Here is a 21082-nt window from a genome sequence, read left to right on the forward strand (position 1 = left end):
CTTCGCGGCTCAGATCTTGCCCTGGGATTGGTCAAAGGGGATGAGACCGGCAGGCGCATCCGGTGATTTGTAGAAATCCACCGGCGCCTTGTCCGCAGCCGGGGTGGAGCGCTTGAATTCATAGCGCATCTCGCCGCCCTCCTCCTCGCCAGCCACGATCAGGCATTGCGACACATGGCGGGCGCCATCGTAAATGTCTACCAGTCCGCGCAGCATCGGCGCGGTTTCCGCTTCAACCGAAAAACCGGTCTTCCACAGCCGCAGCACCGGATACAGCTCATTATCCGCCATCACCCGCAAACGGCTCTTACGCCGCATCCCCTGCAGGCGGGCGGTGTCCAGCGCTTCCTGCACGGCTTTGGGTACGTAGGTATTCATGGCAGCGGCCTTCCAGATGCTTCGGTTTACACGGGTCCTTCTTTCAACGGTGCGTCACAAATATATAAAATCAAGTGAACATTTTCGAAAATTTGACGGCCGCGCAATTTTGTTGCTCCTGTGCAGGGTTGCAGACGGCCTGCGCGCTGGCTTGCATAGGCGCAGGCGCCTTGCCCGCATATGTTTGCCCTGCACAGCAGCAGGAGCAGACGCGATGGGTCTTTTGATCGACGGGAAATGGCACGACCAGTGGTATGATACCAAATCCACCGGCGGCGCCTTCAAGCGCAGCGAATCGCAGTTCCGCAACTGGATCACCGCCGACGGCAGCGCCGGCCCCTCGGGCAAGGGCGGCTTCCCGGCCGAAAGCGGGCACTACCACCTTTACGTCTCGCTTGCCTGTCCCTGGGCGCATCGCACGCTGATCTTCCGCCAGCTGAAAGGCCTGGCAGAGCATATCTCTGTCTCCGTTGTGCACCCCGACATGCTGGGCGAAGGCTGGACCTTTGAAACAGACGATCACGGCGCCACCGGCGACGGCTTGTTCGGCAGCTCGCATATGCATCAGATCTACACCCGCGCCAATGCGGAATACACCGGCCGGGTGACGGTACCGGTGCTGTGGGACAAGGCGCAGAACACCATCGTCTCCAACGAAAGCGCCGAGATCATCCGCATGTTCAATTCGGCCTTTGACGGGATCACCGGCAACAGCGATGACTATTGGCCGGAAGAGCTGCGCGAGCCGATTGAAGCCGTAAACGCCCGCGTCTACAGCACCATCAACAACGGCGTTTACAAATGCGGCTTTGCCACCTCGCAGGAAGCCTATGATGAGGCAGTAGAACCGCTGTTCGAAAGCCTGGACTGGCTGGAGGACCTGCTGTCGCAGCACCGCTACCTGCTGGGTGAGCGCATCACCGAGGCCGACTGGCGGCTGTTCACAACCCTTGTGCGTTTCGATCCTGTCTATCACACCCATTTCAAGTGCAACCGCAAGCGGCTGATGGATTACCCGAACCTCTGGGCCTACACCCGCGAACTCTACCAGTGGCCGGGAGTGGCTGAAACCGTGGGTATGCAGCATATCGTGCGCCACTATTACTACAGCCATGACACCATCAATCCGCATCGGATCATCCCCGCCAACCCGGAGATCAACTGGCAGGAACCGCATGGGCGCGGATGACACACGCGTTTGCGGCTACCCCGCCGTAAATAGGGAGTTCACGCCCCGCGCAGCATAGGTTAATACGCGCAGTGCCTCAGATGGCAGCCGGCAGTGGCCGGTGTGAACTCTCACCGGTGGCGACCGCGATGCATGACCTCTCACACGACCCCGCAAACCAGCCCCGCGACCATGGCGGCAACCTCAGCGCTGCCATAGCCGAATTCGGCGGCAGCCGCGGCGGCTGGATCGACCTCTCTAGCGGCATCAACCCGCACCCCTACCCGCTGCCGCAATTCAGCGCGGGCGACTGGGGCGCCTTGCCGGATGCGGATGCGGTGGCAGACCTGGAACAGGCTGCCCGCAGCTTCTGGAACATCCCGGAAGAGGCCGCTGTCCTCGCGGCCCCCGGCGCGTCTGCGCTGATTGCCGCCTTGCCCGCGCTGGCCGAGCCGCGCTGGGTGCAGATCTCCAAGCCCACCTACAACGAGCACGCCGCCGCCTTTGAGGCCCGCGGCTGGATTGTAAGGGTGCACGGCCCTGCCGAGGCCAAGGTAGCGGTGCATCCCAACAACCCGGATGGCCGCCTGTGGCGCGAGGACGAGCTTTCTGCGCCGCTCACGATCATCGACGAGAGCTTTTGCGACGTCTGCCCGGGTGAAAGCCTGATCCGTATGGCTGCCCGCCCCGGCGTTATCGTGCTGAAGAGCTTTGGCAAATTCTGGGGCCTCGCCGGGATGCGGCTGGGCTTTGCCATTGGCGATCCCAAGCTGATTGCGCAGCTGTCCGGCTGGCAGGGGCCCTGGGCGGTCTCCGGCCCGGCCCTGCGCACCGGTGCCGCGGCCTTGCAGGACCATGCTTGGGCCGAAGCCACCCGTACCCGGCTGCAACAGGATGCCGCCCGGCTGGACGAACTGGTGCTCGCAAGAGGCGCCAGCCTGGCAGGCGGCACCGATCTGTTCCGGCTCTACAATGTGGATGATGCCGCTGCTTGGCAGCGGAAACTGGCCCGCGCCCATATCTGGAGCCGCATCTTCCCCTATTCCAAAACCTTCCTGCGCCTTGGCCTGCCGCCTGCGGATGGCTGGGACCGGCTGGAGGCTGCGCTTTGACCACCGCCGGAATGCTTGCCGCTGCCCTGCTGCTGGACGCCGTGTTCGGCGAGCCGAAATGGCTGTGGTCGCGCGTGACCCACCCGGCGGTACTGATGGGCAGGCTGGTAGGCTTCCTTGACCGAAAGCTCAACACCGGCCCCAGCCGCCGCGCCAAAGGCGTATTGGCAGCAGCGGCCCTGGTTCTGGCTGGCTTCATTGCGGGCAAACTGCTGGCCCTGCCCGGTACACTGGTCGAAATTCTGGTGGCGGCAATCCTGATCGCGCAGCGGTCCCTGACCGAACATGTTGCCGCAGTTGCCAACGGCCTGCGCCGCAGCCTGAAGGAAGGCCGCCGGGCTGTTGCCATGATCGTCAGCCGCGACACAGAAGCCATGACCGCACCGCAGGCCGCGCGCTCTGCCATCGAAAGCGGCGCCGAGAACCTGTCGGACGGCGTCATTGCGCCTGCCTTCTGGTTCCTGATTGCCGGGCTGCCCGGGCTGATCATCTACAAGATGGTCAACACCGCCGACAGCATGATCGGCTACCGCAACAAACGGTACGAAGACTTCGGCTGGGCCTCTGCCAGGCTGGACGATTTGCTGAACCTGATCCCGGCCCGACTGACCGGTTTGCTGATCGCCGCCGCCGGCGGCCAGTTGCGCCATTGGCGCGCTATCGCAGAGGATGCGCGCAAGCACCGCTCCCCCAATGCCGGCTGGCCGGAGGCAGCTATGGCACGGGCGCTGGACGCCTCGCTGGCCGGCCCCCGCTCCTACGACGGTGAGATGCGCGATTTCGCCTGGGTCCACGCCAGAGGCGCAAAAAGCGCCAGCGCCGAAACCATCACCCGTTCCGTTGCGCTCCTTTGGCAGACCTGGGCGCTTGCGATGGCCCTGACGGTTGCCATTGCCGCGGTTTTCTAGCACATAAGACCCTGTGGGAGCGGTAAGACCAAGGAGCGCCAGAACCATGCGCCTATTGCCCTTTGTCCTCGCAGCAACCCTGCTGCCAGCGGCAGCAACAGCCCAATGCGGCGGCGGCTTTCAGAATTTCGTGAAGCTGATGAAGGAAGAGGCGGTTCAGGCCGGTTATGATACCGCCACGGTCAATACCTTCTTTGCCGGCACCCGTCAGGACACCCGCGTGCTCAAGGCAGACCGCGGCCAGGGCGTGTTCCAGAAACCCTTCATCGATTTCTCACGCCGCCTGATTTCGCAGAACCGGCTCAAAACCGGCCGCCAGATGGCGCAGAAGCACGATGCCACCTTCCAGAGGATCGAAAGCACCTATGGCATCGACCGCGGCGTGCTGCTGGCCTTCTGGGCGTTTGAGACCGACTATGGCGGCTATCAGGGCGATTTCAACACCCGCGACGCGCTGGTCACGCTGGCACATGACTGCCGCCGCCCGGAGCTGTTCCGGCCGCAGGTCTTTGCCGCGCTGGAGCTGTTCAAACAGGGCAACTTCGACCCCAAGCGCACCACCGGCGCCTGGGCAGGCGAGATCGGTATGGTGCAGATGCTGCCGGGTGACATTCTGCAGCATGGTGTCGATGCCGATGGCGACGGCAAGGTCAGCCTGAAAACCTCCGCTCCGGACGCGCTGATGTCCGGCGCGCGGATGCTGTCGCACTTGGGCTGGCAGCCGGGTCAGCCGTGGCTGCAGGAAGTCACCATCCCCGAAGATCTGGACTTTTCCCTCAGCGGCACCGCTCAGAAGAAATCTGTGGCGCAGTGGCGCAAACTTGGTGTCTCCGCCCGGGACGGCAAGCTGCCTGAGCCTTCGATGCGCGCCTCGCTGCTGCTGCCGCAGGGGCACAAGGGGCCTGCGTTCCTGGCCTATCCGAACTTCGACGTCTATTTCGAATGGAACCAGAGCTTTACCTATGTGCTGACCGCCGCCTATTTCGCCAACCGGCTGCAGGGCGCGGACATCTATGAAGCTGGCAGGCCCGATGGCGGGCTGACAAGCGCTCAGATGAAGCAGCTGCAGCAGAAACTGCAGGCCCTTGGCCACAATGTGGGTGACATCGACGGCATTCTTGGCGCCCGCACCCGGGTTGCGGTCCAGAAGGAGCAGAAGCGCCTTGGCCTGCCCGCCGACGCCTGGCCCACGCCTGCACTGCTCAAGAAACTCTAACGCACCGGGAATCGTTCGCCCTGGCGGGTAATAAGAATTATCCGGCTACCGTTGCGGACAAACAGATCACAGCGGCTGAAGCCATTTGTGAAGTCAACGCAGATGCTGCCATCGCCGGCGATCCGGTAGGTGCCCCAGGCGGTGCCGCCGCCATTCTCAGCGGAATAGGTATAGGCATAGGCCCCGCCACCGCCGTATTGCGACTCTCCACCGTCAAAAAAGCGGAAGGACTGGCCCGGCAGTGCTTCCAGCTCCGCCTGCGCGAAAGGTGTGTCGCCTGGGCGCAGCTGCCAGCTGTCAGCCGCCGCGCTGCCTGCGAGCAGGCAAAGGAAAAGGGGCATGATCCGTTTCATGCCCCCACCCTAACGATTGATCTTTCAGCCTGCTGTCACGATCCGGTGACAAGCAGACGTCAGTTCCAGTCGATGAACTCTTCAAAATCCTGCATCGCGCGGTTCCAGAGACCAACCGCATCGGCAAAGTCATCCGGCGTCATGCCGTCATCACCCAGCAGCACGTCCATCTCGATCCGGGCAGAGCCTTCTTCAGAAACATAGGCACGGGCAAAGCGGTTGTTGGTGTTCCATTCGTTGATCTTGGACAGGCGCACGCTGCCATCGGTCTGGTAGCCGGAGAAGAACTGGATCGCCTCGCAGTCAGTGTTGTCGCTGCAGCCGTAATAGTAGACCGAGAAGTCGTTGCCGTAATACTCGACTTTGAGGTTCGGGTCACCGACGCTGTCAGTGGTTACTTCGACCTTGGCACCTTCGTCCTTGAAGAAATTGGCGACGCTTTCGCCGGTCTTGGCCACCACATTGCCAGCCATCGCGGCAGCCGGGGTCATCAGCACCGCAGCAGCGGCAATTGCTTTCAGCATATTCATTTGTCACTCCACAAAACTTTGTCTTTGCAAACAGGCACCGGCACAGATCCCCTCTGCGCCAGTACTCAGGCCACCATCGCCTCTGCTTTCTTGAGGTCAACCGAAACGAGCTGGCTGACACCCTTTTCCTGCATGGTGACGCCAAAAAGCCGGTCCATCCGCGCCATCGTCACCGCATGGTGGGTGATGATCAGGAAGCGGGTGTCGGTCTGGCGGCACATCTCATCCAGCAGATCGCAGAAACGGGTGACGTTGGCGTCATCCAGCGGGGCGTCGACCTCGTCCAGCACACAGATCGGTGCCGGGTTCGACAGGAACACAGCAAAAATCAACGCCATCGCGGTCAGCGTCTGCTCACCGCCGGAGAGCAGCGACAGGGTGGACAGTTTCTTGCCCGGCGGCTGGCACATGATCTCAAGGCCCGCATCCAGCGGGTCGTCGCTTTCGACCATCACCAGATTGGCCTCGCCGCCGCCGAACAAATGGGTGAACAGCATGGCAAAGCTGCTGTTCACCTGCTCAAACGCCGTCAGCAGCCGCTCGCGGCCCTCGCGGTTGAGGCTGGCAATACCGTCGCGCAGGGTCTTCACCGCGCCTTCCAGGTCCAGCTTTTCCGCCACCAAGGTGTCATGCTCGTTCTGCACGCCGCGGGCGTCTTCCTCGGCACGCAGGTTCACCGCCCCCAAGGCATCGCGCTGGCGCTTGTAGCGGTCGACGTCGTGCTCCAGATCATCCGAGGCCGGCATTTCATCCGGCGACACGCCCAGCTTCTCCAGCAGCGCCTGCGGGGTGATCTGCTGCGCCTCAATGATCCGGCCCGCCGCCTGCGTCACGGCATCCTTGGCCGCATCGCTGCGTGCCTCGGACCGTGCCCGCGCCTCGCGCGCCTCGGAGGCCAGCCGTTCGCATTCGCGTTCCTTGTGCACCGCCTCGCGCAGCTCGGCCTCCGCCGCAATCAGCGCCTCGGTTGCAGCCGACTTGCGCGCTTCAGCCTCGGCAATCGCCTCGTTCAGCTCTTCTCGCTTTTCGGCAATCTCCGTCGGAACCGCGTTGGCTTCCTCCAGCTCCTCCTGCGAGGCCTCGCGGCGCTCCGCCAGTTCCTCGATCCGCGCCTCGGCGCTTTCCAGGCGGTGGCGCCAGCCGGACAGCTCCTTGGTCACTTCCTGCCCGCGCTTGGTGCGGGCCTCGCCCTCGCGGCGCAGCTCGTCATGGCTGGACCGGTGGGTCAGCATTGTGATCCGCGCCGCCTCCACCGATTGCTTGATATCCTCAACCGCGGTCCGGGCCTGGTCCAGATCGCCAAGTTCCCCCAGCACCTTTTCCGCCTCTTTCAGCTGCAGACTGGCGTTCAGCGCGTCTTCTTCATGGCGCGACACCGCAATGCCGAGGGTTTCCAGCTTGCCCTCGGCCAGGTTGCGGTCGGCCTCGGCGCGGCTGAGGGCACGGGCCGCATCGGCAACCCGCTGATCCGCCACCCGGCGCGCCTGGCGGGCATTCTGGTCGGCCAGCGTCACCTCTTCCAGTTTTTGCAGCAGCATCTCATGCGCGGCGCGGGCGCCATCAGCTGTGGCACTGACGCGCTCCATCTCCTGCTTCAGCGCTTCCAGCTTGTTCAGCTGCTCCAGCCGCAGGGCTGCTGCACTGGGCGCGTCCTCGGCCCAGGCGCGGTAGCCGTCCCAGCGCCACAGATCGCCTTCCAGCGTGACCAGCCGCTGACCCGGCAACAGCTGCGCCTGCAATCCTGCCGCCGCATCGCCATCGACCAGACCGATCTGCGCCACCCGGCGCGACAAGGCCTCAGGACCGGAGACAAACAGTGCCAGGGGCTGCACGCCCTCCGGCAGCGCCGCGTCGCGGTCATAACCCGGCAGAGACAGCCAGCCGGTCGGCCCGTCCGCATCCGCCACCGGTGCGCGCAGATCATCGGCCAGCGCCGCGCCCAGCGCCTTCTCGTACCCCGGTGCCACGTTCAGCTCATCCAGAACCTGGCCGCCCTCGGCGGTGTCGCGTTCCACCAGTTTGGCCAGCGCAGTCACTTCGGCACGCAGCGCTCCCAGCTCACCCTCAGCCTCAGAGCGCTGAGAGCGCGCCTCCGCCTCACGGGCTTGGGTCTCAGTACGCGCCTCATCCGCCGCTTCCAGCGCCTCTTCGGCCATTTCAGAGGCCTCACGCGCCTCTTCCTCAGCCGACACCGCTGCCTCGAATTTCTCTGCCGCTAGTTCCAACGCGTCCTGCGCCTCGCCCTGGGCGGCGCGGGCTTTCTCCGCCTCACCCTCTGAGCGCCCCAGCGCACGCTGGCAATCCTCAACCGCGCGCCGCGCCGACTGGTGACGGGCGGCCAGACGGGCCACATCCTCTGTCACCTGCGCCAGGTGATCTTCACGCGCCTGCAGGATGGAGCCCGCATCGCGTGCCAGCTCCGCAGCCTCCACCAGCTTGCCGTCATGGCCGTCGCCGGCCTTGGACAGCTCCCGCTGTTCCCATTCCAGCCGCTCGATGGTTTCGCCCGCGTCCTTGTTCAGGCCGGTCTCGCGCTCGATATCGTTGCCCAGCTGCACAATCCGGCTGCTGAGCCGCTCGATGGTCTGGCGCGCCTGCGCCTCCTGATCGCCCAGCGAGTCGCGCTGCACCACCAGCCGCTGCAGGATGGCGGCCGCGATGGCCTCTTCCTCACGCAGGGGCGGCAATTTTTCCTCAAACGTGCCACGCTGCGTGGCAGCCGCACGCACCAGCGCCTCCGCCTTGGCGGCCTGCTCAACCCGCACCCGCAGCTCATCCTCAGACGCCAGCCGCGCCTCATCCGCCTCGCGCCAGCGGCGGTAGAGCAGCATGCCCTCGGCCAGCCGCAGCTTCTCGCCGATCTCGCGGTAGCGCTGCGCCTGCCGCGCCTGCTTGGCCAGCTGCGCCAGCTGCGCCGCCAGCTGCTCGATCACGTCATCGACGCGCAGCAGGTTGGCCTCGGTATTCTTCAGCTTCAGCTCTGCCTCGTGGCGGCGCTGGTAGAGACCGGAAATCCCCGCAGCCTCTTCCAGAATGCGGCGGCGCGCCTTGGGCTTGGCGTTGATCAGCTCTGCAATCTGACCCTGCCGCACCAGCGCCGGCGAATGCGCGCCGGTGGAGGCATCGGCAAACAGCATCTGCACGTCACGCGCCCGCACGTCCTTGCCGTTGGATTTATAGGCGCTGCCCACATCACGGGTGATGCGCCGCACGATCTCCAGACCGTCGGCATCATTGAAGCCCGAAGGCGCCAGCCGCTCCGAATTGTCGATGTTGAGGCTCACCTCGGCAAAGTTGCGCGCAGGCCGCGAGGAGGTGCCGGCAAAGATCACATCCTCCATGCCGCCGCCGCGCATCGCCTTGGCGCGGGTTTCCCCCATCACCCAGCGCAATGCCTCCAGAAGATTGGATTTGCCGCAACCGTTTGGACCCACAACCCCTGTCAGCCCATCGGCAATGACCAGTTCGGTAGGATCAACAAAGCTTTTGAAGCCGTTCAGCCTGAGCTTGGAAAACCGCAAAGCTGCCCCTTCGTGATTCCGTATCGAGAAAGTTCAGCGGTTCCTACCCGTTGAGTCAACGCTCCGCACCCCCAAATCGGGGCGAATTCTGTTCAAACCACACCATATCTTGTGGATAACCCGAACCAAACGGCGGTGTTTTGCCAAGCAGGAGCTTGTCTGGCCTCAGACGGACCGCAACAGCCGCCCCAGCCGGGCAATGCCTTCCTCGATGGCCGCGTGGTTGGAATTGGAGAAGCTCAGCCGGATTGTGTTCTGGCCGCTGCCATCGGCAAAAAACGCCTGACCGGGCACAAAGGCCACCCGCTCCGTCTCAAGCGAGCGCGCCAGGAGCTGCGCACCGTCCATCCCCTCCGGCAGGGTAATCCAGACGAACATGCCGCCCTCAGGCCGGGTCCACTCGGCCCCCTCGGGCATGTACTCATCCAAGGCCGCCAGCATCACGTCGCGGCGGCGCTGATAGACCGCGTGCAATTGCTCAACATGTGCGTCGAAGCAGGCTTCTGCAACGCCGTGCACAGCCATCTGGTTGATGGTCGAGGTGTGCAGATCCGCCGCTTGTTTCAGCAGCACCATCTGCGCAATCACTGGCTTGGCCGCCACTGCCCAGCCGATCCGCAGACCCGGCGACAGGGTCTTGCTGAACGATCCGCAATAGACAGTGCGGCAGTCGTCGATTGAGCCCTTCTGTTCAATCTCCAGCGCCAGCACCGGCGGCACCGGCTCCCCGTCATAACGCAGCGACTGATAGGCTGCGTCTTCGATGATGGCACACTCCAGCGCGTCCGCGATGTCCAGCAGCCGCAACCGCCCGGCGCGATCCAGCGTCTCACCGGTCGGGTTGGCAAAGTCTGGCGACAGATAGGCAAATTTCACCGCGCTGCCTGCTTCTGCCGCACCCTCGGCATAACTCTGTGCGGTACGGTTTCCCTTCAGTGACAGCCGGTCGTAGCGCGGCTCATAGGCGTTGAACGCCGCCAGCGCCCCCAGATAGGTCGGCCAGCCGACCAGCGCGGTGTCGCCCGGCGACAGGAACAGCTTGCCCAGGTAATCCAGCGCCTGCTGAGAACCGGAGGTGATCAGCACGTTCTCAGCCTCGCAGGCAATGCCGATCCTTGCCATCTCCGCCACGATCCACTGGCGCAGCGGCAGATAGCCCTCGCTGACGGAGTACTGCAGCGCCTGCGCCTGCCGCTCCGGCGTCAGCGCGGTCTTGAACGCCTCTGCAAATTCGTCCGCCGGGAACAGCGCCGGATCGGGAATGCCGCCGGCAAAGGAGATGATGTCCGGCTGGTCCAGCAGCTTCAGAAGCTCGCGGATTTCCGACGCTTTCATCCGGCTGTTGCGGGTGGCAAATATCTGGTCCAGCTGCATGGCTTCCTCCTCGCTCAACAACTAGGGCCACGGTAGGAGGCTCCAAATTAAAGTCAATAATGCTGACCTATTGTTACAATCTTCGTGATGCGCTCCGCTCTTGCAGCTGTCCGCCCCGCGTGGTCATATAAATTGACCAATCCGCCAGAGCGACCAGATGCCTTTCCAAAAAGTCCAGACCGAAAAACTCTCCGCCTCCGTCGTCAAACAGATCGAGCAGCTGATCCTGCGCGGCATCCTGTCGCCCGGTGAACGGCTGCCTGCCGAACGGGAACTGGCGGAACGGCTCGGCGTCTCGCGCCCGTCGTTGCGCGATGCCATCGGTGAGTTGCAGGCCCGCGGCCTGCTGGCGTCCAAGGCCGGCTCCGGCGTCTTTGTGGCTGATGTTCTGGGCTCCGCCTTCTCGCCGGCCCTGATCCAGCTGTTCGCCACCCATGACGAGGCGGTGTTCGACTACCTCTCCTTCCGCCGCGACATGGAGGGGCTCGCTGCCGAGCGCGCCGCCCGGTTCGGCTCGGACTATGACCTGCAGGTGATCCAGGCGATCTTTGACAAGATGGAGGCGGCCGGCAATCCCGCCGTCTCTGAGGAAGCCGCCAGGCTCGATGCCCAGTTCCACTCTGCCATCATGGACGCCAGCCACAACGTGATCATGCTGCACATGATGCGCTCGATGTTCGACCTGCTGCGCGAGGGCGTGTTCTACAACCGCCGCATCATGTTCCAGCAGCACACCACCTATGAGGCGCTTCTGGAGCAGCACCGCGCCATCAACGCCGCCCTGCAGGCCCGCGACCCGCAAGCCGCCCGCACCGCTGTGGAGGCGCATCTGGACTATGTGAAACAGGCCCTCACCGACCACCAGCGGGCTGAGCGCAACGCAGAGGTGGCCCGGCAGCGGCTGGAGCATGAGACCGGGAAGGGGTGACGCTCAGCGCTGCAGTTGCCGGATCGCATCTTCTATGGACTGAATACGAACCGCTGAGTTCGGATGCGATGACATCCACTCCGGCGGCTCGGCCATTTCGGACTGCACGGTTTCAAAGAAGGTTATCAGCCCTTCGGGCGCATACCCTGCACGCGCGGCCAGCTGAACGCCGAATGCGTCCGCCAAAGCCTCCTGCTCCCGGCCGTACTGCAACGACAGCAGTACATTGCCTTCAAGCAGAATGTCCTCAAGCAAGGGCCCTGTGTCCCCAGCTACAAATGCTACAACCGCATACAGGCCAAGAGAGCGGTAAACTTGGCGAAGACCGTGCTGCTCTACCACATGGCCGATTTCGTGCCCAAGGACCCCTGCCAAAACGTCCTCGCCAGGGAAACGGTCCATGAATGCGTCGGACACCATAACAGTGCCGCCAGGCAAGGCCACAGCATTGGGTCCCATTCCAGGCATCTCGCGGAACAGCAGCTGAAAAGTGACACCATTCGGGGTGTCCTGCAGATGGTCCAGAAGCGTCTGGAAAACCTTTCTGGCCCGTTCCTTTTCCTCTGCCCCAAGTTCCGAGGGCTCCATCAGTGCAAAATCCAAAGCTTCGATGGTGCCCCGGTCCATCTGCTGCAGAACAACAGGAGGGGTCATCGCCGCAGCTGCCGACGCCAGCACGTCCAGGCCGTATTTCCAGACGAGAAATGCGGACAGGACCGCTATGGCGGCAAATGCGGCCAGACGCGGGCGGACTTGCTCAAGCGCATGCAGCCAGGCCCCGCCGGAACCGCCGGTCAGCGTCAGGACAGCATCGTGATCATCCGTTTCGAACATCGTGCCATCCGGCAGCCTCAGCCGGCGCGGCTGGCGACCCAGCGGCGGGTCCAGCGTGACCTCCGCCCAGGCGGAACTGCCAAGCGTCTCACCATCACGGGTGACGATTTCCACCTGCCTCAAGGCCGTGCCTTGGGGCTCGCGGTGCAACAGCAAATCTGCCTGCTGCAAGCGGGACGAAAGGCGCGCGTAGGCGCGCCCTTCGATCTTTAACGGCAAAGGAAAGTTTGTTCCCATTTAGACCGGGAGCCCCACGTCAATGCCTTCGAAATCGGTATAGGCATCACCCACAGCAGAGGTCCTCCGGCCTTGCACGTCAACGAAGCTGTCCAGAGACGATCCCAAAACCACCCCGGTATGGGCGGTCAGATACCGGACCATGCGGACCTGAGCCCACGGCAAAAGCAAACCCAGGCTGCAGACCACGGCAACCAGATTGGTCACTGCGAGCCATAACAGGGCGCCAGCGGAGATATCGGACCTGAACTGATGCCCCCCTTCTAACACGGTGTTGTTGTACACGGCGTTCCGGGTCATCGCGTGATACAGCAGGACAGCCGGCAGGAACGCGAGGAAAAAGATCCCGTAGAAGCCGGCCATGAAGAGCAGAACCGCGCTTGGGTCCGGGTTCGGCGATGCAAAGGAGTCCTGGAAGGAAGTCATGACCGTTGCGCCCATCAGTGCAAAAACCGCGGCCCCGACGATCACCACCCATGCCAAAGCGGCAAAGAAGGCTTTGTAGAACGGCCCCAAAGGCGCCTCGAAATGAAACGCTGCGGTGCCCAGGCGGTGGTTGTCAATGCTGAACCGCTTGACTGCCCGGTCCAGCAGCGGGAAGGTCAGATAGGCGGTGAGCGCAGTCAGGATGGGATAGATCAAGTAGACGAGAAAAGCCTTTCCGTACCCTGCCGAGAATCCGAAGCGGACGTTGGAAAAGCTTGTCATCCGCGCATTGAACATCATTGCCCGAATGATCAGCCAGGGTAAGATGAGAACCAATGCCAGCAGCAGAACCGGAGCCAGCATGGGCACCATTGTCAGAATAAGGTTGTAGATGACAAAGGCCCCGAAAACGATCAGCCGCCCGACAAAGATCTGGCCTCCGGTCGCGTGATAGTCGAAGTTGCGGCCTTCGACATAGGTGTTGTTGTAGAAATACTTGTGGCGGCGGACTTTCGCCCAGGCCGAATAGATGCCCAGCGTCAGGATGCTGAGCAGAAGATTTACGATCCAGATCCCGAACCATTCTTTCGCATTGCCGCGAAACTCAAATTCGCTGATGTTTGCGCTCATTTGTCAATGTCTCCAAAATACCGCAGGCCGCTTTTCCTTAATCCGGCCATGACCAAAAAACATTCGGCGCCCCTACCTGCATAGAGAGAACATTTCCAGACTGAACAACTTTGAATGCAGTTCTGTTGCCCAAAAGCGCGCCTTATGCCGGGAAAGGCTGCACTTGCAGGTCAAAGCGCCAGCGTTGCCTGCTGGACAACAAAAAACCCGGCCGCTCGGACCGGGTTCTTTTAGCTTGTCAGGATCAGCCAAAGCTTAGTGCAGCTTGGCGTCCACATCCGCGATGGCGGCGTCAATCAGCTTGTTGGCCTCAGCGGCGGTCATCTGCTTGGAGATCACCTGATCCGCAGCGGCAACAGCGATGGAAATCGCCTGGTCGCGCACTTCCTTCACAGCCGAAGCTTCTGCCGAGGCGATCTGGTCCTCAGCAGCCGCCAGGCGGCGGGCGATGGAGGTTTCCAGGTCCGCTTTGGCCTGTTCAGCCGCACGGCCAGCTTCGTCACGGGCAGCTGCCACGATCTGGTCAGCCTGGGCCTGAACTTCCTGCTGCTTGCGCTCATAAGACGCCAGAACGGTCTGGGCCTCTTCACGCAGGGCACGGGCTTCGTCCAGTTCCTTCTGGATGCCTTCGGCGCGGTTGTCGAGCTGGCCAGCCAGCAGTGACGGCACCTTGGCAAACAGCAGAATGCCGATGAACAGGACGAACGCCAGCGCAACAACCAGGTTGGTGTTGGACAGGTCCATGCCGCCGCCGGCCGCAAATGCAGGCGAAGCAGCGCCAAGGGTCAGGGCAAGAGCGAGAATGTTGCGCATGTCCTTATCCTTTCGTCCGCTCGGCAACTGCCTTGGCAATTGCGTCTTTGTCTGCCGAACCGCCCAGAGCAGCGACCAGCGCTTCTGCGGTATCGTTTGCAACTGCTTTCACGCTTTCCAGCGCGCCAGCCTTGATTTCGGCGATTGCCTTTTCAGACTCGGCAGCCTTGGCAGCGATCTGTTCGTCCGCTTTGGCAATTGCCTCGTCCAGCCCGGCCTGGATTTCTGCGCGGGTTTCAGCAGCGATGCGCTGAGCCTCGGCACGGGCATCCGCCAGAGCTTTGTTATATGCGTTTTCGGCCTCGACAGCCTTGGCTTTCAGGTCTTCAGCCGCGGCGAGGTCGTTGGTGATGGTCCCCTGACGCTCGGCCAGCACCGCAGCGATGCGGGGCAGCGCGACGCGCGACAGGATGAGGTAGATCACGACCAGGGCGACCACGAGCCAGAAGATCTGGTTCCCGAAGGTCGAGAAGTCCAGCTGCGGCATTGCGGAACCGCCGCCGTGTGCTGCCTCTTGCGTATTTGATGCCATGTCGTCCTCCCAGGAACTTGCCGTTACACCGGGCAGCGCAGGATCTGCACTGCCCGGCCGTAAGGAAATAGGTTCCTAAGGTCTTAGACGGCGAACATCAGCAGCAGAGCGACCAGGAACGAGAAGATGCCCAGTGCTTCTGCAAACGCGATGCCGATGAACAGGGTTGCGGTCTGGCCGGCAGCTGCCGACGGGTTGCGCAGAGCGCCTGCCAGGAAGTTGCCAGCCACGTGGCCCACACCGATTGCGGCTGCGCCGGAACCGATTGCTGCCAGGCCTGCGCCGACGAACTGACCGAGTTGTGCGATATCGCCTTCCATGATTTCTCTCCTTACGATGGAATGTGGTGATTTCTAGGTTGGGCGGGGCCGCTCTGGGCGCCGCCCGGTAAGCTTTCAGATCCTGGCCTTAGTGGCTCGGGTGCAGTGCATCCTTCAGGTACACGCAGGTCAGGATGGTGAACACGTAGGCCTGAATGAAGGCCACCAGAACTTCGAGTGCGTAAACCGCGGTGATGGCAAAGATCGGCAGGAAGCTGAACATGCCCAGTGCTGCGGCGAAGCCTGCGAACACTTTCAGAACCGCGTGGCCCGCCATCACGTTACCGGCAAGACGGATGGAGTGGCTGACGGGGCGCACGAAGTAGGAAATCAGTTCGATGATGGCCAGGATCGGGCGGAGCGCCAGCGGCGCGCTCGACACCCAGAACAGCCCCAGGAAGCCAACGCCGTTCTTGACGAAGCCGACCACGGTCACGGTCACGAACACCAGCGCCGCCAGAACTGCAGTGACTGCGATATGCGAAGTGGTGGTGAAGGAGCCGGGGATCAGGCCCAGGAAGTTGGCCATCACGATGAACATGAACAGGGTCATGATGTAGGGGAAGAACTTGACGCCGTCCTTGCCGGCAACATCCTCAACCATCTTGTAGATGAAGCCATAGGCCAGTTCCGCAACCGACTGGGCGCGGCCCGGCACGATGGCGCGGCGCGAGGAGCCCAGAACCAGCAGCGCGAACACGGCGGCTACAGCAGCGGCCATCCATGCGGTCACGTTGGTCGGAGTGTACCAGGAAATGTCACCGCCGAACAGCGCGCTCACCTGGAACTGGTCCATCGGGTGGATCGCAAGCTTGGCTTCTTCCGGCGCCAAGATCAGGCCGGATACCAGCACCAGTGCCAGAGCTGCGTAAAAGAAAATTTTGCCCATCGGTCCGCTTCTCCTGTCGCCGGTCGCCGATCCCGTCGGATCAGTCCCGGTCTTGCGCATTTTTGTCGGCCTCTTCGGCCAGTTTCTCTTTCTGGATCTCTTGCGCGGTGCGAAGCATCGTCTTCACCCCAGCCGCCAGGCCCAGCATTATGAACAGCACCATGAAGATGGGCAGGGTTCCAAACAGATGGTCCAGCCCGTATCCGATGCCAAAGCCGATCGCGAGACCGGCCACCAATTCGATCACCATCCGCCAGGCCTGGTTGGCCAGGGAATAATGCTCATCCGCGCGCGGCTTGGGCTCCTGGGCCTTACGCGCCGCCGCCAATTTCTCCTCCAGCTGCGCCATGCGCTGCTTTTGGTCGTCATCGGTCACGGGCGCCATCCTCACGCGAATTTCTAGAGAGGGTGCTAAGGCCAAGGGGCCGAGGAGTCAATTACAAGGATTGAAGATTCAAAACCGGATTACTTGATTGTTTTCGCTTATTATTTTTACCATCGCCACATGCCGCGCCGCTCTGCCGCAGCCGCTGTTAGCGCCAAACCATCCCGAAAACCATATTCAACCAAAAGGTTGATTTTAGCCCGCGGGCGGTTTCGGCAGCCGCCAGCGCACAATCCGCCCGTCGATCAGCAGCAGCCCCAGCAGGATCGCCGCCATGCCCCACAGGTGCTCTGCCAGCAGTGTCTCGCCCAGAATGTAAGTGCCCAGAAACAGCGCCGAAACCGGCGCAATCAGCGTCGGCATGGTGATGTTGGTCGGCCCCACCTTGGGCAGCACCCAGTAAAAGGCGATGAAGGCCGCCGAGGTCAGCACAAAGCCGATCACCAGCAGCGACGCCCAGGTTTCCATGCGCGTGATCACCGGCACCCCCTCGCTCCACAGCGCCAGCGGCGCAATCGCGGCGGTTGACCCGGTCAGCGCAATCGCGACCAGCACCACCGGTTCCATGTCGCGGAAGCTGCGGGCGATATTGACGGAGAAGGCATAGCACAGCGGCGCGCACAGTGTGATCAGCACCGCCCAGGCTTCCGAGGACTGGCCGCCCTCCAGGATCGGCAGCGACAGCAGCACAATGCCCAGGAACCCGCAGATCACCCCCAGCGACTTCAGCACCGTCGCCCGCTCGCCGCCGGGCCAGAAATGCGACACCACAACCGCCAGCGCAGGCGTGGTGGCATTGACGATCCCGGCCACGCCGCTGGCGATGTGCTGCTGGCCCAGCGCGTAGAAGGCAAAAGGCCCGGCATAGCTCAGCACGCCGAACCCGAACAGCGCCAGCCAGCGCCGCGCATCAGCCGGCACTTTCTTCCGCGCCGCCAGCACGTAGATCCAGCAGCCCAGCGCGCCAAAGCCCACACGGCCCATGGAGACCGACAGCGGCCCCAGCTCGCGCAGCAGAATGGCATTGAACATGAATGACATGCCCCAGCCGATGCCGAGAATGAAAATCACCGCCCAATAGCGCAACGCCATGCCAACTGCTCCCTCGAAATGCTTTGCACCGATCCATCGCAGTTTTTGCAGGATTGTCGACCCGCTTCTTGCCCTTTAGGAGTATCAGGCATGAGCGACACCCTCGACACCGTCTTTGCGGCCCTCGCCGACCCGACCCGCCGGGCGATCCTGACCATGCTGCTGGAGGACGACATGGCGGTCACTGACGTGGCAGAGCCGTTCGAGATGTCGCTGGCGGCGATTTCCAAGCACCTGACCATCCTCACCCGCGCCGGCCTCATCGCGCAGGAAAAGCGCGGCCGGGTCAAATGGTGCAAGCTGCAGCCCGACGCAATGCGGGCCGCAAGCGTATGGATGCAGGGCTTCGGCCAGTTCGAGCCGGTGAACCTGGACGCCTTCGAGCGTTTTCTGGAGGCGGAGCACCTGTCTGAGGATGCCCCATCCGAAACCTAGGGGCCGAAACCTAGCGGACGACGAACACCGAAATCTCGGAATGCAGCACCAGGTGGCTGGCGTGGGACGAGAACACATAGTCCAGAATGCCGGGCATATGGGTTGCGATCACGATCAGGTCCACCTCCAGCTCCTTGGCGGTCCGGGCCAGGATGGAGTCCATCTCCGACCCCACATCAACGGAATGAACCGGCAGCCCCTCGACTCTTGCACCGCTGCTTTCGGCCATCTTGCTGGCCAGTGCAGCCAGTTCATCACCTGACGATCCCAGGGTGTGTGCGCCTTCGATCTGCTCACCTGTCACATGGACCAGCGTCACCCGCGATCCATGGTTGGCAGCGAAATCCGCGGCCACGTTCAGGGCTTTCTTGACCGCCGGGGGCATGTGCAGGTCAACGGGCACCATGATATGTTTGAACATCTTTCCCTCCTTCTCCTGACGCGTCCCTCTGGACCAGCATACAGGAAAACAAGAGGCTTGCGTTGACCTGCCGCAAGCGGCACCAGGGGCCAACTTCAGGCGCGCACCGGCTTGGCGTCGCCCTCCAGCAGCATCACCAGGGCAATAACCGACATCACCACCCCGATCAGCACCATGCCCGGCGGCGCACCGCGGCCCAGCGCGATCTCCCACAGGATCACCCAGCTGGGCGTCAGATAGGTATAGGCCATCACCTTGGCCGACGGCAGGCGCAGGGTGGCGTATTGCAGCAGCACGAACGTCGCAGAGCTGGCAAAGACCGCAAGGTAGAATAGGCCGATCCAGACAATGCCCGGCAGCTGCATCCAATCGGTTGCCAGAATGTCCTGCCAGCCGAACGCCGCCAGCAGCGCACCCCCGGCCAGCAGCATCCCGAAGGTAAAGACCACCGCGGGCTCGCCCCGGTTCAGCTTGCGCACCATCGGCGTGTAAATCGCGTGCAGCACGCAGCCCCAGAAATAGATGATCTCCCCCTGGCCGATCTGAAACGCCGCCAGTGCCTGCATGTCGCCGCGCACAATCACCCAGACCGCACCAGCGGCACCTATCGACAGCGCCAGCGCCATCCAGCGGGTGGTCACCTGCCGCAACAGCAGCCAGCCAAAGCCCGCGCTCATCACCGGCACCAGCGTGAAAACCGCCGCTGCGCTGACCGGTGCCGCAGACTGCAGCCCGTAGAACATCAGCACGAAATAACCGCCGAACAGCCCGCCCAGCACCGCAAACCGCCAGGGGGCCTGGAAATGCACCCGCCGCATCCCGGTGGTGGCCATCGCGGCAACGCCAATCACCACCGCAGCAATGCCGAACCGCGCCGCATTCAGCGCCGCCGGTGCAATCTCATTTGCCACCATCACGCCCAGCGAGAACGACCCCGCCACCAGCGCTGAAAACAGCAGCATCGCCAGATGCCCGCGCAGCGCCTCGTTCACAGCTGCCACTCTTTGGCCTGTTCCTTGAGGAACTTCAGGAAGGTCTGCACTTTGGTGGTGCGGTGCAGGTCCACATGGGTCACCAGCCACAGGGTGCCTTCCCACTCTTCCTTCGGCGCCATCATCTCCACCAGGTTCGGGTTCTGGCGCGCCTCCCAGGCCGCCATAAAGCCGATGCCGGCGCCGCTGTGCACCGCGTTCTGCATGGTGAACCCGTTGGAGCAGCGGAACGAGATCGCCTCAGCCGGCGCATTGGCCCGCAGCCAGCGCGAAAACGGAGCGCGGCTGTTTTCATCGTCATTGCCGATGAAACGGTGATTGGGCATGTCTTCGACACCCTGCAGCACGCCGTATTTCTCGGCATAGGCCTTGGAGGCATATAGACCCACCTGCTGCTTGATGAAGGGCTGCACCACGTTGTCCGGCTGATCCGGCGCATTGCCGGCCCGCACCGCCACATGCGCCTCGCCGTATTCCAGCCGGAACAGGCGGTCGCCGGTCAGATAGCGGATGATCAGCCCCGGATGCATGTCCTGGAACTCCTTCAGCGCCGGCACCAGCATCGGCGCAAAGGACGCCAGCGACGTCACCACCAGCTCTCCGGAGACGTCGTCGCCCTGCCCCTTCAGGCGGCCGACCAGCTGGCTGAACTGGTCATCGGTTGCCTGCGCCACACGCAACAGATCCTGCCCGGCCTCGGTCGGCGTGTAGCCGCGGGCGTGGCGCTGGAACAGCTTCACCCCAAGCCGGGCCTCGATGGCGTCGATATGGCGGATCACCGTGGCATGGTGCACGCCCAGCACTTCAGCCGCGCCGCTGACCGTGCCCATGCGGGCCACCTGATAGGCGGTGCGGACTTCATCCCAGTTTTCCATGCCGGTCTCCTTGCCAACATGCGCACATGCGCACAATCAGTGTTACTTTTGCGGCGTTGCGTTCGAAAATGCAATAACCCAAATTCCTGTCAGCAACAAGCACAGGAATACCAAAATGACCCGCACCGTTCTGCACCTCGACTCCTCTGCCCGCACCGAAGGCTCGGTGACCCGGGACCTCTCCGCACAGATCGTCAGCCGCCTGGGCGCTGACACCGTGGTCCGCCGCGACCTGGCCGCGCCGCTGCCGCTGCTGGACGGCGCCTGGATCGGGGCCAACTTCACCCCCGCCGACCAGCGCAGCGAGGACGACAAACAGCTGCTCACCCTCTCCGATGCGCTGGTGGAGGAACTGAAACAGGCCGACACCATCGTGATCGGCGCGCCGATCTACAACTTTTCGGTGCCTTCCACGCTCAAGGCCTGGATCGACTTGGTGGCCCGCGTCGGCGTCACCTTCCGCTACGAGGAAACCGGCCCCATCGGCCTCCTGCACGGCAAGCGCGCCATTATCGCGGTGGCCTCCGGCGGCACCCAGGCCGGGTCCGACATCGACTTTGCCACTACCTACCTGCGCCATGTGCTGGGTTTCATCGGCATCACCGAGGTTGAGATCGTGGCCGCCGACGCCATGTCCATCGACGCCGAGGGCGCCCTGGCCAAGGCCCAGACCCAGATCGAAGCGCTGGCGGCCTGATCCCCTGCACCGCCCC

The 21082-nt window shown here is 63.0% G+C and carries 23 protein-coding genes; 7 read left to right on the top strand and 16 right to left on the bottom strand.

What is annotated here, in order from left to right; all coding sequences use genetic code 11:
- Window positions 1–9 precede the first annotated feature (9 nt).
- The gene (locus N6L27_RS12440) at window positions 10–378 is read right to left on the bottom strand and encodes a hypothetical protein (protein ID WP_039147151.1); all 369 of its coding nucleotides are present in this window, start codon (window positions 376–378) and stop codon (window positions 10–12) included.
- Between the two features lie 214 nt (window positions 379–592).
- Between N6L27_RS12440 and N6L27_RS12445 the strand changes: the two genes are divergently transcribed.
- The 4 genes from N6L27_RS12445 to N6L27_RS12460 all read left to right on the top strand — a co-directional run bounded on the left by N6L27_RS12445 (window position 593) and on the right by N6L27_RS12460 (window position 4782).
- Complete coding sequence (locus N6L27_RS12445; RefSeq protein WP_271907580.1) at window positions 593–1567, top strand: glutathione S-transferase family protein; 975 nt, start codon at window positions 593–595, stop codon at window positions 1565–1567.
- A gap of 128 nt (window positions 1568–1695) precedes the next feature.
- Complete coding sequence (locus N6L27_RS12450) at window positions 1696–2658, top strand: threonine-phosphate decarboxylase (RefSeq protein WP_271907581.1); 963 nt, start codon at window positions 1696–1698, stop codon at window positions 2656–2658.
- Entirely contained in the window at window positions 2655–3566 is a 912-nt protein-coding gene (gene cbiB / locus N6L27_RS12455; RefSeq protein WP_271907583.1) for an adenosylcobinamide-phosphate synthase CbiB, read from the top strand. Before N6L27_RS12450 ends, cbiB begins: the two co-directional genes overlap by 4 nt.
- Before the next feature lie 46 nt (window positions 3567–3612).
- The gene (locus N6L27_RS12460) at window positions 3613–4782 is read left to right on the top strand and encodes a lytic murein transglycosylase (RefSeq protein ID WP_271907585.1); all 1170 of its coding nucleotides are present in this window, start codon (window positions 3613–3615) and stop codon (window positions 4780–4782) included.
- Here N6L27_RS12460 and N6L27_RS12465 read toward each other — a convergent pair.
- The 4 genes from N6L27_RS12465 to N6L27_RS12480 all read right to left on the bottom strand — a co-directional run bounded on the left by N6L27_RS12465 (window position 4779) and on the right by N6L27_RS12480 (window position 10560).
- On the bottom strand, window positions 4779–5123 hold the full coding sequence (locus N6L27_RS12465) for a hypothetical protein (RefSeq protein WP_442915770.1): 345 nt from the start codon (window positions 5121–5123) through the stop codon (window positions 4779–4781). The two genes, N6L27_RS12460 and N6L27_RS12465, sit on opposite strands and share 4 nt — an antisense overlap.
- 71 nt (window positions 5124–5194) lie before the next feature.
- Window positions 5195–5665 carry a YbjN domain-containing protein gene (locus N6L27_RS12470; protein WP_271907588.1) on the bottom strand — a complete coding sequence of 157 codons (471 nt, stop codon included), beginning with the start codon at window positions 5663–5665 and terminating at the stop codon, window positions 5195–5197.
- A 65-nt stretch (window positions 5666–5730) separates the two neighbouring features.
- Entirely contained in the window at window positions 5731–9186 is a 3456-nt protein-coding gene (locus tag N6L27_RS12475; RefSeq protein WP_271907590.1) for a chromosome segregation SMC family protein, read from the bottom strand.
- 165 nt (window positions 9187–9351) lie between these two features.
- Window positions 9352–10560, bottom strand: coding sequence for an aminotransferase-like domain-containing protein (locus tag N6L27_RS12480; protein WP_271907592.1), 1209 nt, complete (start codon window positions 10558–10560; stop codon window positions 9352–9354).
- Window positions 10561–10717: 157 nt separating this feature from the next.
- On the opposite strand from N6L27_RS12480, the gene N6L27_RS12485 reads away from it, so the two are divergent.
- Window positions 10718–11488 (top strand): FadR/GntR family transcriptional regulator, encoded by a 771-nt coding sequence (locus N6L27_RS12485; protein WP_271907594.1) that lies wholly within the window; start codon window positions 10718–10720, stop codon window positions 11486–11488.
- A 3-nt stretch (window positions 11489–11491) separates the two neighbouring features.
- On the opposite strand, the gene N6L27_RS12490 is transcribed toward N6L27_RS12485, so the two are convergent.
- From N6L27_RS12490 to N6L27_RS12525, 8 genes are all read right to left on the bottom strand, one after another.
- On the bottom strand, window positions 11492–12559 hold the full coding sequence (locus N6L27_RS12490) for a M48 family metallopeptidase (protein WP_442915771.1): 1068 nt from the start codon (window positions 12557–12559) through the stop codon (window positions 11492–11494).
- Entirely contained in the window at window positions 12560–13615 is a 1056-nt protein-coding gene (locus N6L27_RS12495) for a YjgN family protein (RefSeq protein ID WP_271907597.1), read from the bottom strand. It abuts the gene before it with no gap.
- 255 nt (window positions 13616–13870) lie between these two features.
- The gene (locus tag N6L27_RS12500) at window positions 13871–14428 is read right to left on the bottom strand and encodes a F0F1 ATP synthase subunit B (RefSeq protein WP_271907598.1); all 558 of its coding nucleotides are present in this window, start codon (window positions 14426–14428) and stop codon (window positions 13871–13873) included.
- Between the two features lie 4 nt (window positions 14429–14432).
- Window positions 14433–14960 (bottom strand): F0F1 ATP synthase subunit B', encoded by a 528-nt coding sequence (locus N6L27_RS12505; protein WP_039186781.1) that lies wholly within the window; start codon window positions 14958–14960, stop codon window positions 14433–14435.
- An 83-nt stretch (window positions 14961–15043) separates the two neighbouring features.
- Window positions 15044–15280, bottom strand: a complete 237-nt coding sequence (locus N6L27_RS12510; protein WP_008553903.1) for a F0F1 ATP synthase subunit C — start codon at window positions 15278–15280, stop codon at window positions 15044–15046.
- An 88-nt stretch (window positions 15281–15368) separates the two neighbouring features.
- The gene (locus N6L27_RS12515; RefSeq protein ID WP_271907600.1) at window positions 15369–16169 is read right to left on the bottom strand and encodes a F0F1 ATP synthase subunit A; all 801 of its coding nucleotides are present in this window, start codon (window positions 16167–16169) and stop codon (window positions 15369–15371) included.
- A gap of 40 nt (window positions 16170–16209) precedes the next feature.
- Entirely contained in the window at window positions 16210–16554 is a 345-nt protein-coding gene (locus tag N6L27_RS12520) for an AtpZ/AtpI family protein (protein WP_442915772.1), read from the bottom strand.
- Window positions 16555–16749: 195 nt separating this feature from the next.
- Entirely contained in the window at window positions 16750–17646 is an 897-nt protein-coding gene (locus tag N6L27_RS12525) for a DMT family transporter (protein ID WP_271907604.1), read from the bottom strand.
- 90 nt (window positions 17647–17736) lie between these two features.
- Between N6L27_RS12525 and N6L27_RS12530 the strand changes: the two genes are divergently transcribed.
- Window positions 17737–18081 carry an ArsR/SmtB family transcription factor gene (locus N6L27_RS12530; RefSeq protein ID WP_271907605.1) on the top strand — a complete coding sequence of 115 codons (345 nt, stop codon included), beginning with the start codon at window positions 17737–17739 and terminating at the stop codon, window positions 18079–18081.
- A 10-nt stretch (window positions 18082–18091) separates the two neighbouring features.
- Here the strand turns inward: N6L27_RS12530 and N6L27_RS12535 are convergent, their stop codons facing one another.
- The 3 genes from N6L27_RS12535 to N6L27_RS12545 form a co-directional block, all read right to left on the bottom strand.
- The gene (locus N6L27_RS12535) at window positions 18092–18502 is read right to left on the bottom strand and encodes a universal stress protein (RefSeq protein ID WP_271907606.1); all 411 of its coding nucleotides are present in this window, start codon (window positions 18500–18502) and stop codon (window positions 18092–18094) included.
- 95 nt (window positions 18503–18597) lie between these two features.
- A complete protein-coding gene (locus N6L27_RS12540) occupies window positions 18598–19494 on the bottom strand; it encodes a DMT family transporter (protein WP_271907816.1) in 897 nt (298 codons plus the stop codon).
- Window positions 19491–20369 (bottom strand): LysR family transcriptional regulator, encoded by an 879-nt coding sequence (locus N6L27_RS12545; protein ID WP_271907607.1) that lies wholly within the window; start codon window positions 20367–20369, stop codon window positions 19491–19493. The genes N6L27_RS12540 and N6L27_RS12545 overlap by 4 nt, the downstream gene beginning before the upstream one ends.
- Before the next feature lie 115 nt (window positions 20370–20484).
- On the opposite strand from N6L27_RS12545, the gene N6L27_RS12550 reads away from it, so the two are divergent.
- Window positions 20485–21066 (top strand): FMN-dependent NADH-azoreductase, encoded by a 582-nt coding sequence (locus tag N6L27_RS12550; protein ID WP_271907608.1) that lies wholly within the window; start codon window positions 20485–20487, stop codon window positions 21064–21066.
- Window positions 21067–21082 lie beyond the last annotated feature (16 nt).

The sequence above is a fragment of the Leisingera sp. SS27 genome (assembly GCF_028368855.1).
Taxonomy (GTDB): domain Bacteria; phylum Pseudomonadota; class Alphaproteobacteria; order Rhodobacterales; family Rhodobacteraceae; genus Leisingera.

Coding starts and splice junctions, on each gene's coding strand:
- N6L27_RS12485 (WP_271907594.1), top strand. CDS start 10,718: ATGCCTTTCCAAAAAGTCCAGACCGAAAAACTCTCCGCCTCCGTCGTC.
- N6L27_RS12470 (WP_271907588.1), bottom strand. CDS start 5,665: ATGAATATGCTGAAAGCAATTGCCGCTGCTGCGGTGCTGATGACCCCG.
- N6L27_RS12525 (WP_271907604.1), bottom strand. CDS start 17,646: ATGGCGTTGCGCTATTGGGCGGTGATTTTCATTCTCGGCATCGGCTGG.
- N6L27_RS12550 (WP_271907608.1), top strand. CDS start 20,485: ATGACCCGCACCGTTCTGCACCTCGACTCCTCTGCCCGCACCGAAGGC.
- N6L27_RS12445 (WP_271907580.1), top strand. CDS start 593: ATGGGTCTTTTGATCGACGGGAAATGGCACGACCAGTGGTATGATACC.
- N6L27_RS12490 (WP_442915771.1), bottom strand. CDS start 12,559: ATGGGAACAAACTTTCCTTTGCCGTTAAAGATCGAAGGGCGCGCCTAC.
- N6L27_RS12500 (WP_271907598.1), bottom strand. CDS start 14,428: ATGCGCAACATTCTCGCTCTTGCCCTGACCCTTGGCGCTGCTTCGCCT.
- N6L27_RS12460 (WP_271907585.1), top strand. CDS start 3,613: ATGCGCCTATTGCCCTTTGTCCTCGCAGCAACCCTGCTGCCAGCGGCA.
- N6L27_RS12495 (WP_271907597.1), bottom strand. CDS start 13,615: ATGAGCGCAAACATCAGCGAATTTGAGTTTCGCGGCAATGCGAAAGAA.
- N6L27_RS12480 (WP_271907592.1), bottom strand. CDS start 10,560: ATGCAGCTGGACCAGATATTTGCCACCCGCAACAGCCGGATGAAAGCG.
- N6L27_RS12530 (WP_271907605.1), top strand. CDS start 17,737: ATGAGCGACACCCTCGACACCGTCTTTGCGGCCCTCGCCGACCCGACC.
- N6L27_RS12535 (WP_271907606.1), bottom strand. CDS start 18,502: ATGTTCAAACATATCATGGTGCCCGTTGACCTGCACATGCCCCCGGCG.
- N6L27_RS12450 (WP_271907581.1), top strand. CDS start 1,696: ATGCATGACCTCTCACACGACCCCGCAAACCAGCCCCGCGACCATGGC.
- N6L27_RS12545 (WP_271907607.1), bottom strand. CDS start 20,369: ATGGAAAACTGGGATGAAGTCCGCACCGCCTATCAGGTGGCCCGCATG.
- N6L27_RS12515 (WP_271907600.1), bottom strand. CDS start 16,169: ATGGGCAAAATTTTCTTTTACGCAGCTCTGGCACTGGTGCTGGTATCC.
- N6L27_RS12505 (WP_039186781.1), bottom strand. CDS start 14,960: ATGGCATCAAATACGCAAGAGGCAGCACACGGCGGCGGTTCCGCAATG.
- N6L27_RS12520 (WP_442915772.1), bottom strand. CDS start 16,554: ATGGCGCCCGTGACCGATGACGACCAAAAGCAGCGCATGGCGCAGCTG.
- N6L27_RS12465 (WP_442915770.1), bottom strand. CDS start 5,123: ATGCCCCTTTTCCTTTGCCTGCTCGCAGGCAGCGCGGCGGCTGACAGC.
- N6L27_RS12440 (WP_039147151.1), bottom strand. CDS start 378: ATGAATACCTACGTACCCAAAGCCGTGCAGGAAGCGCTGGACACCGCC.
- N6L27_RS12510 (WP_008553903.1), bottom strand. CDS start 15,280: ATGGAAGGCGATATCGCACAACTCGGTCAGTTCGTCGGCGCAGGCCTG.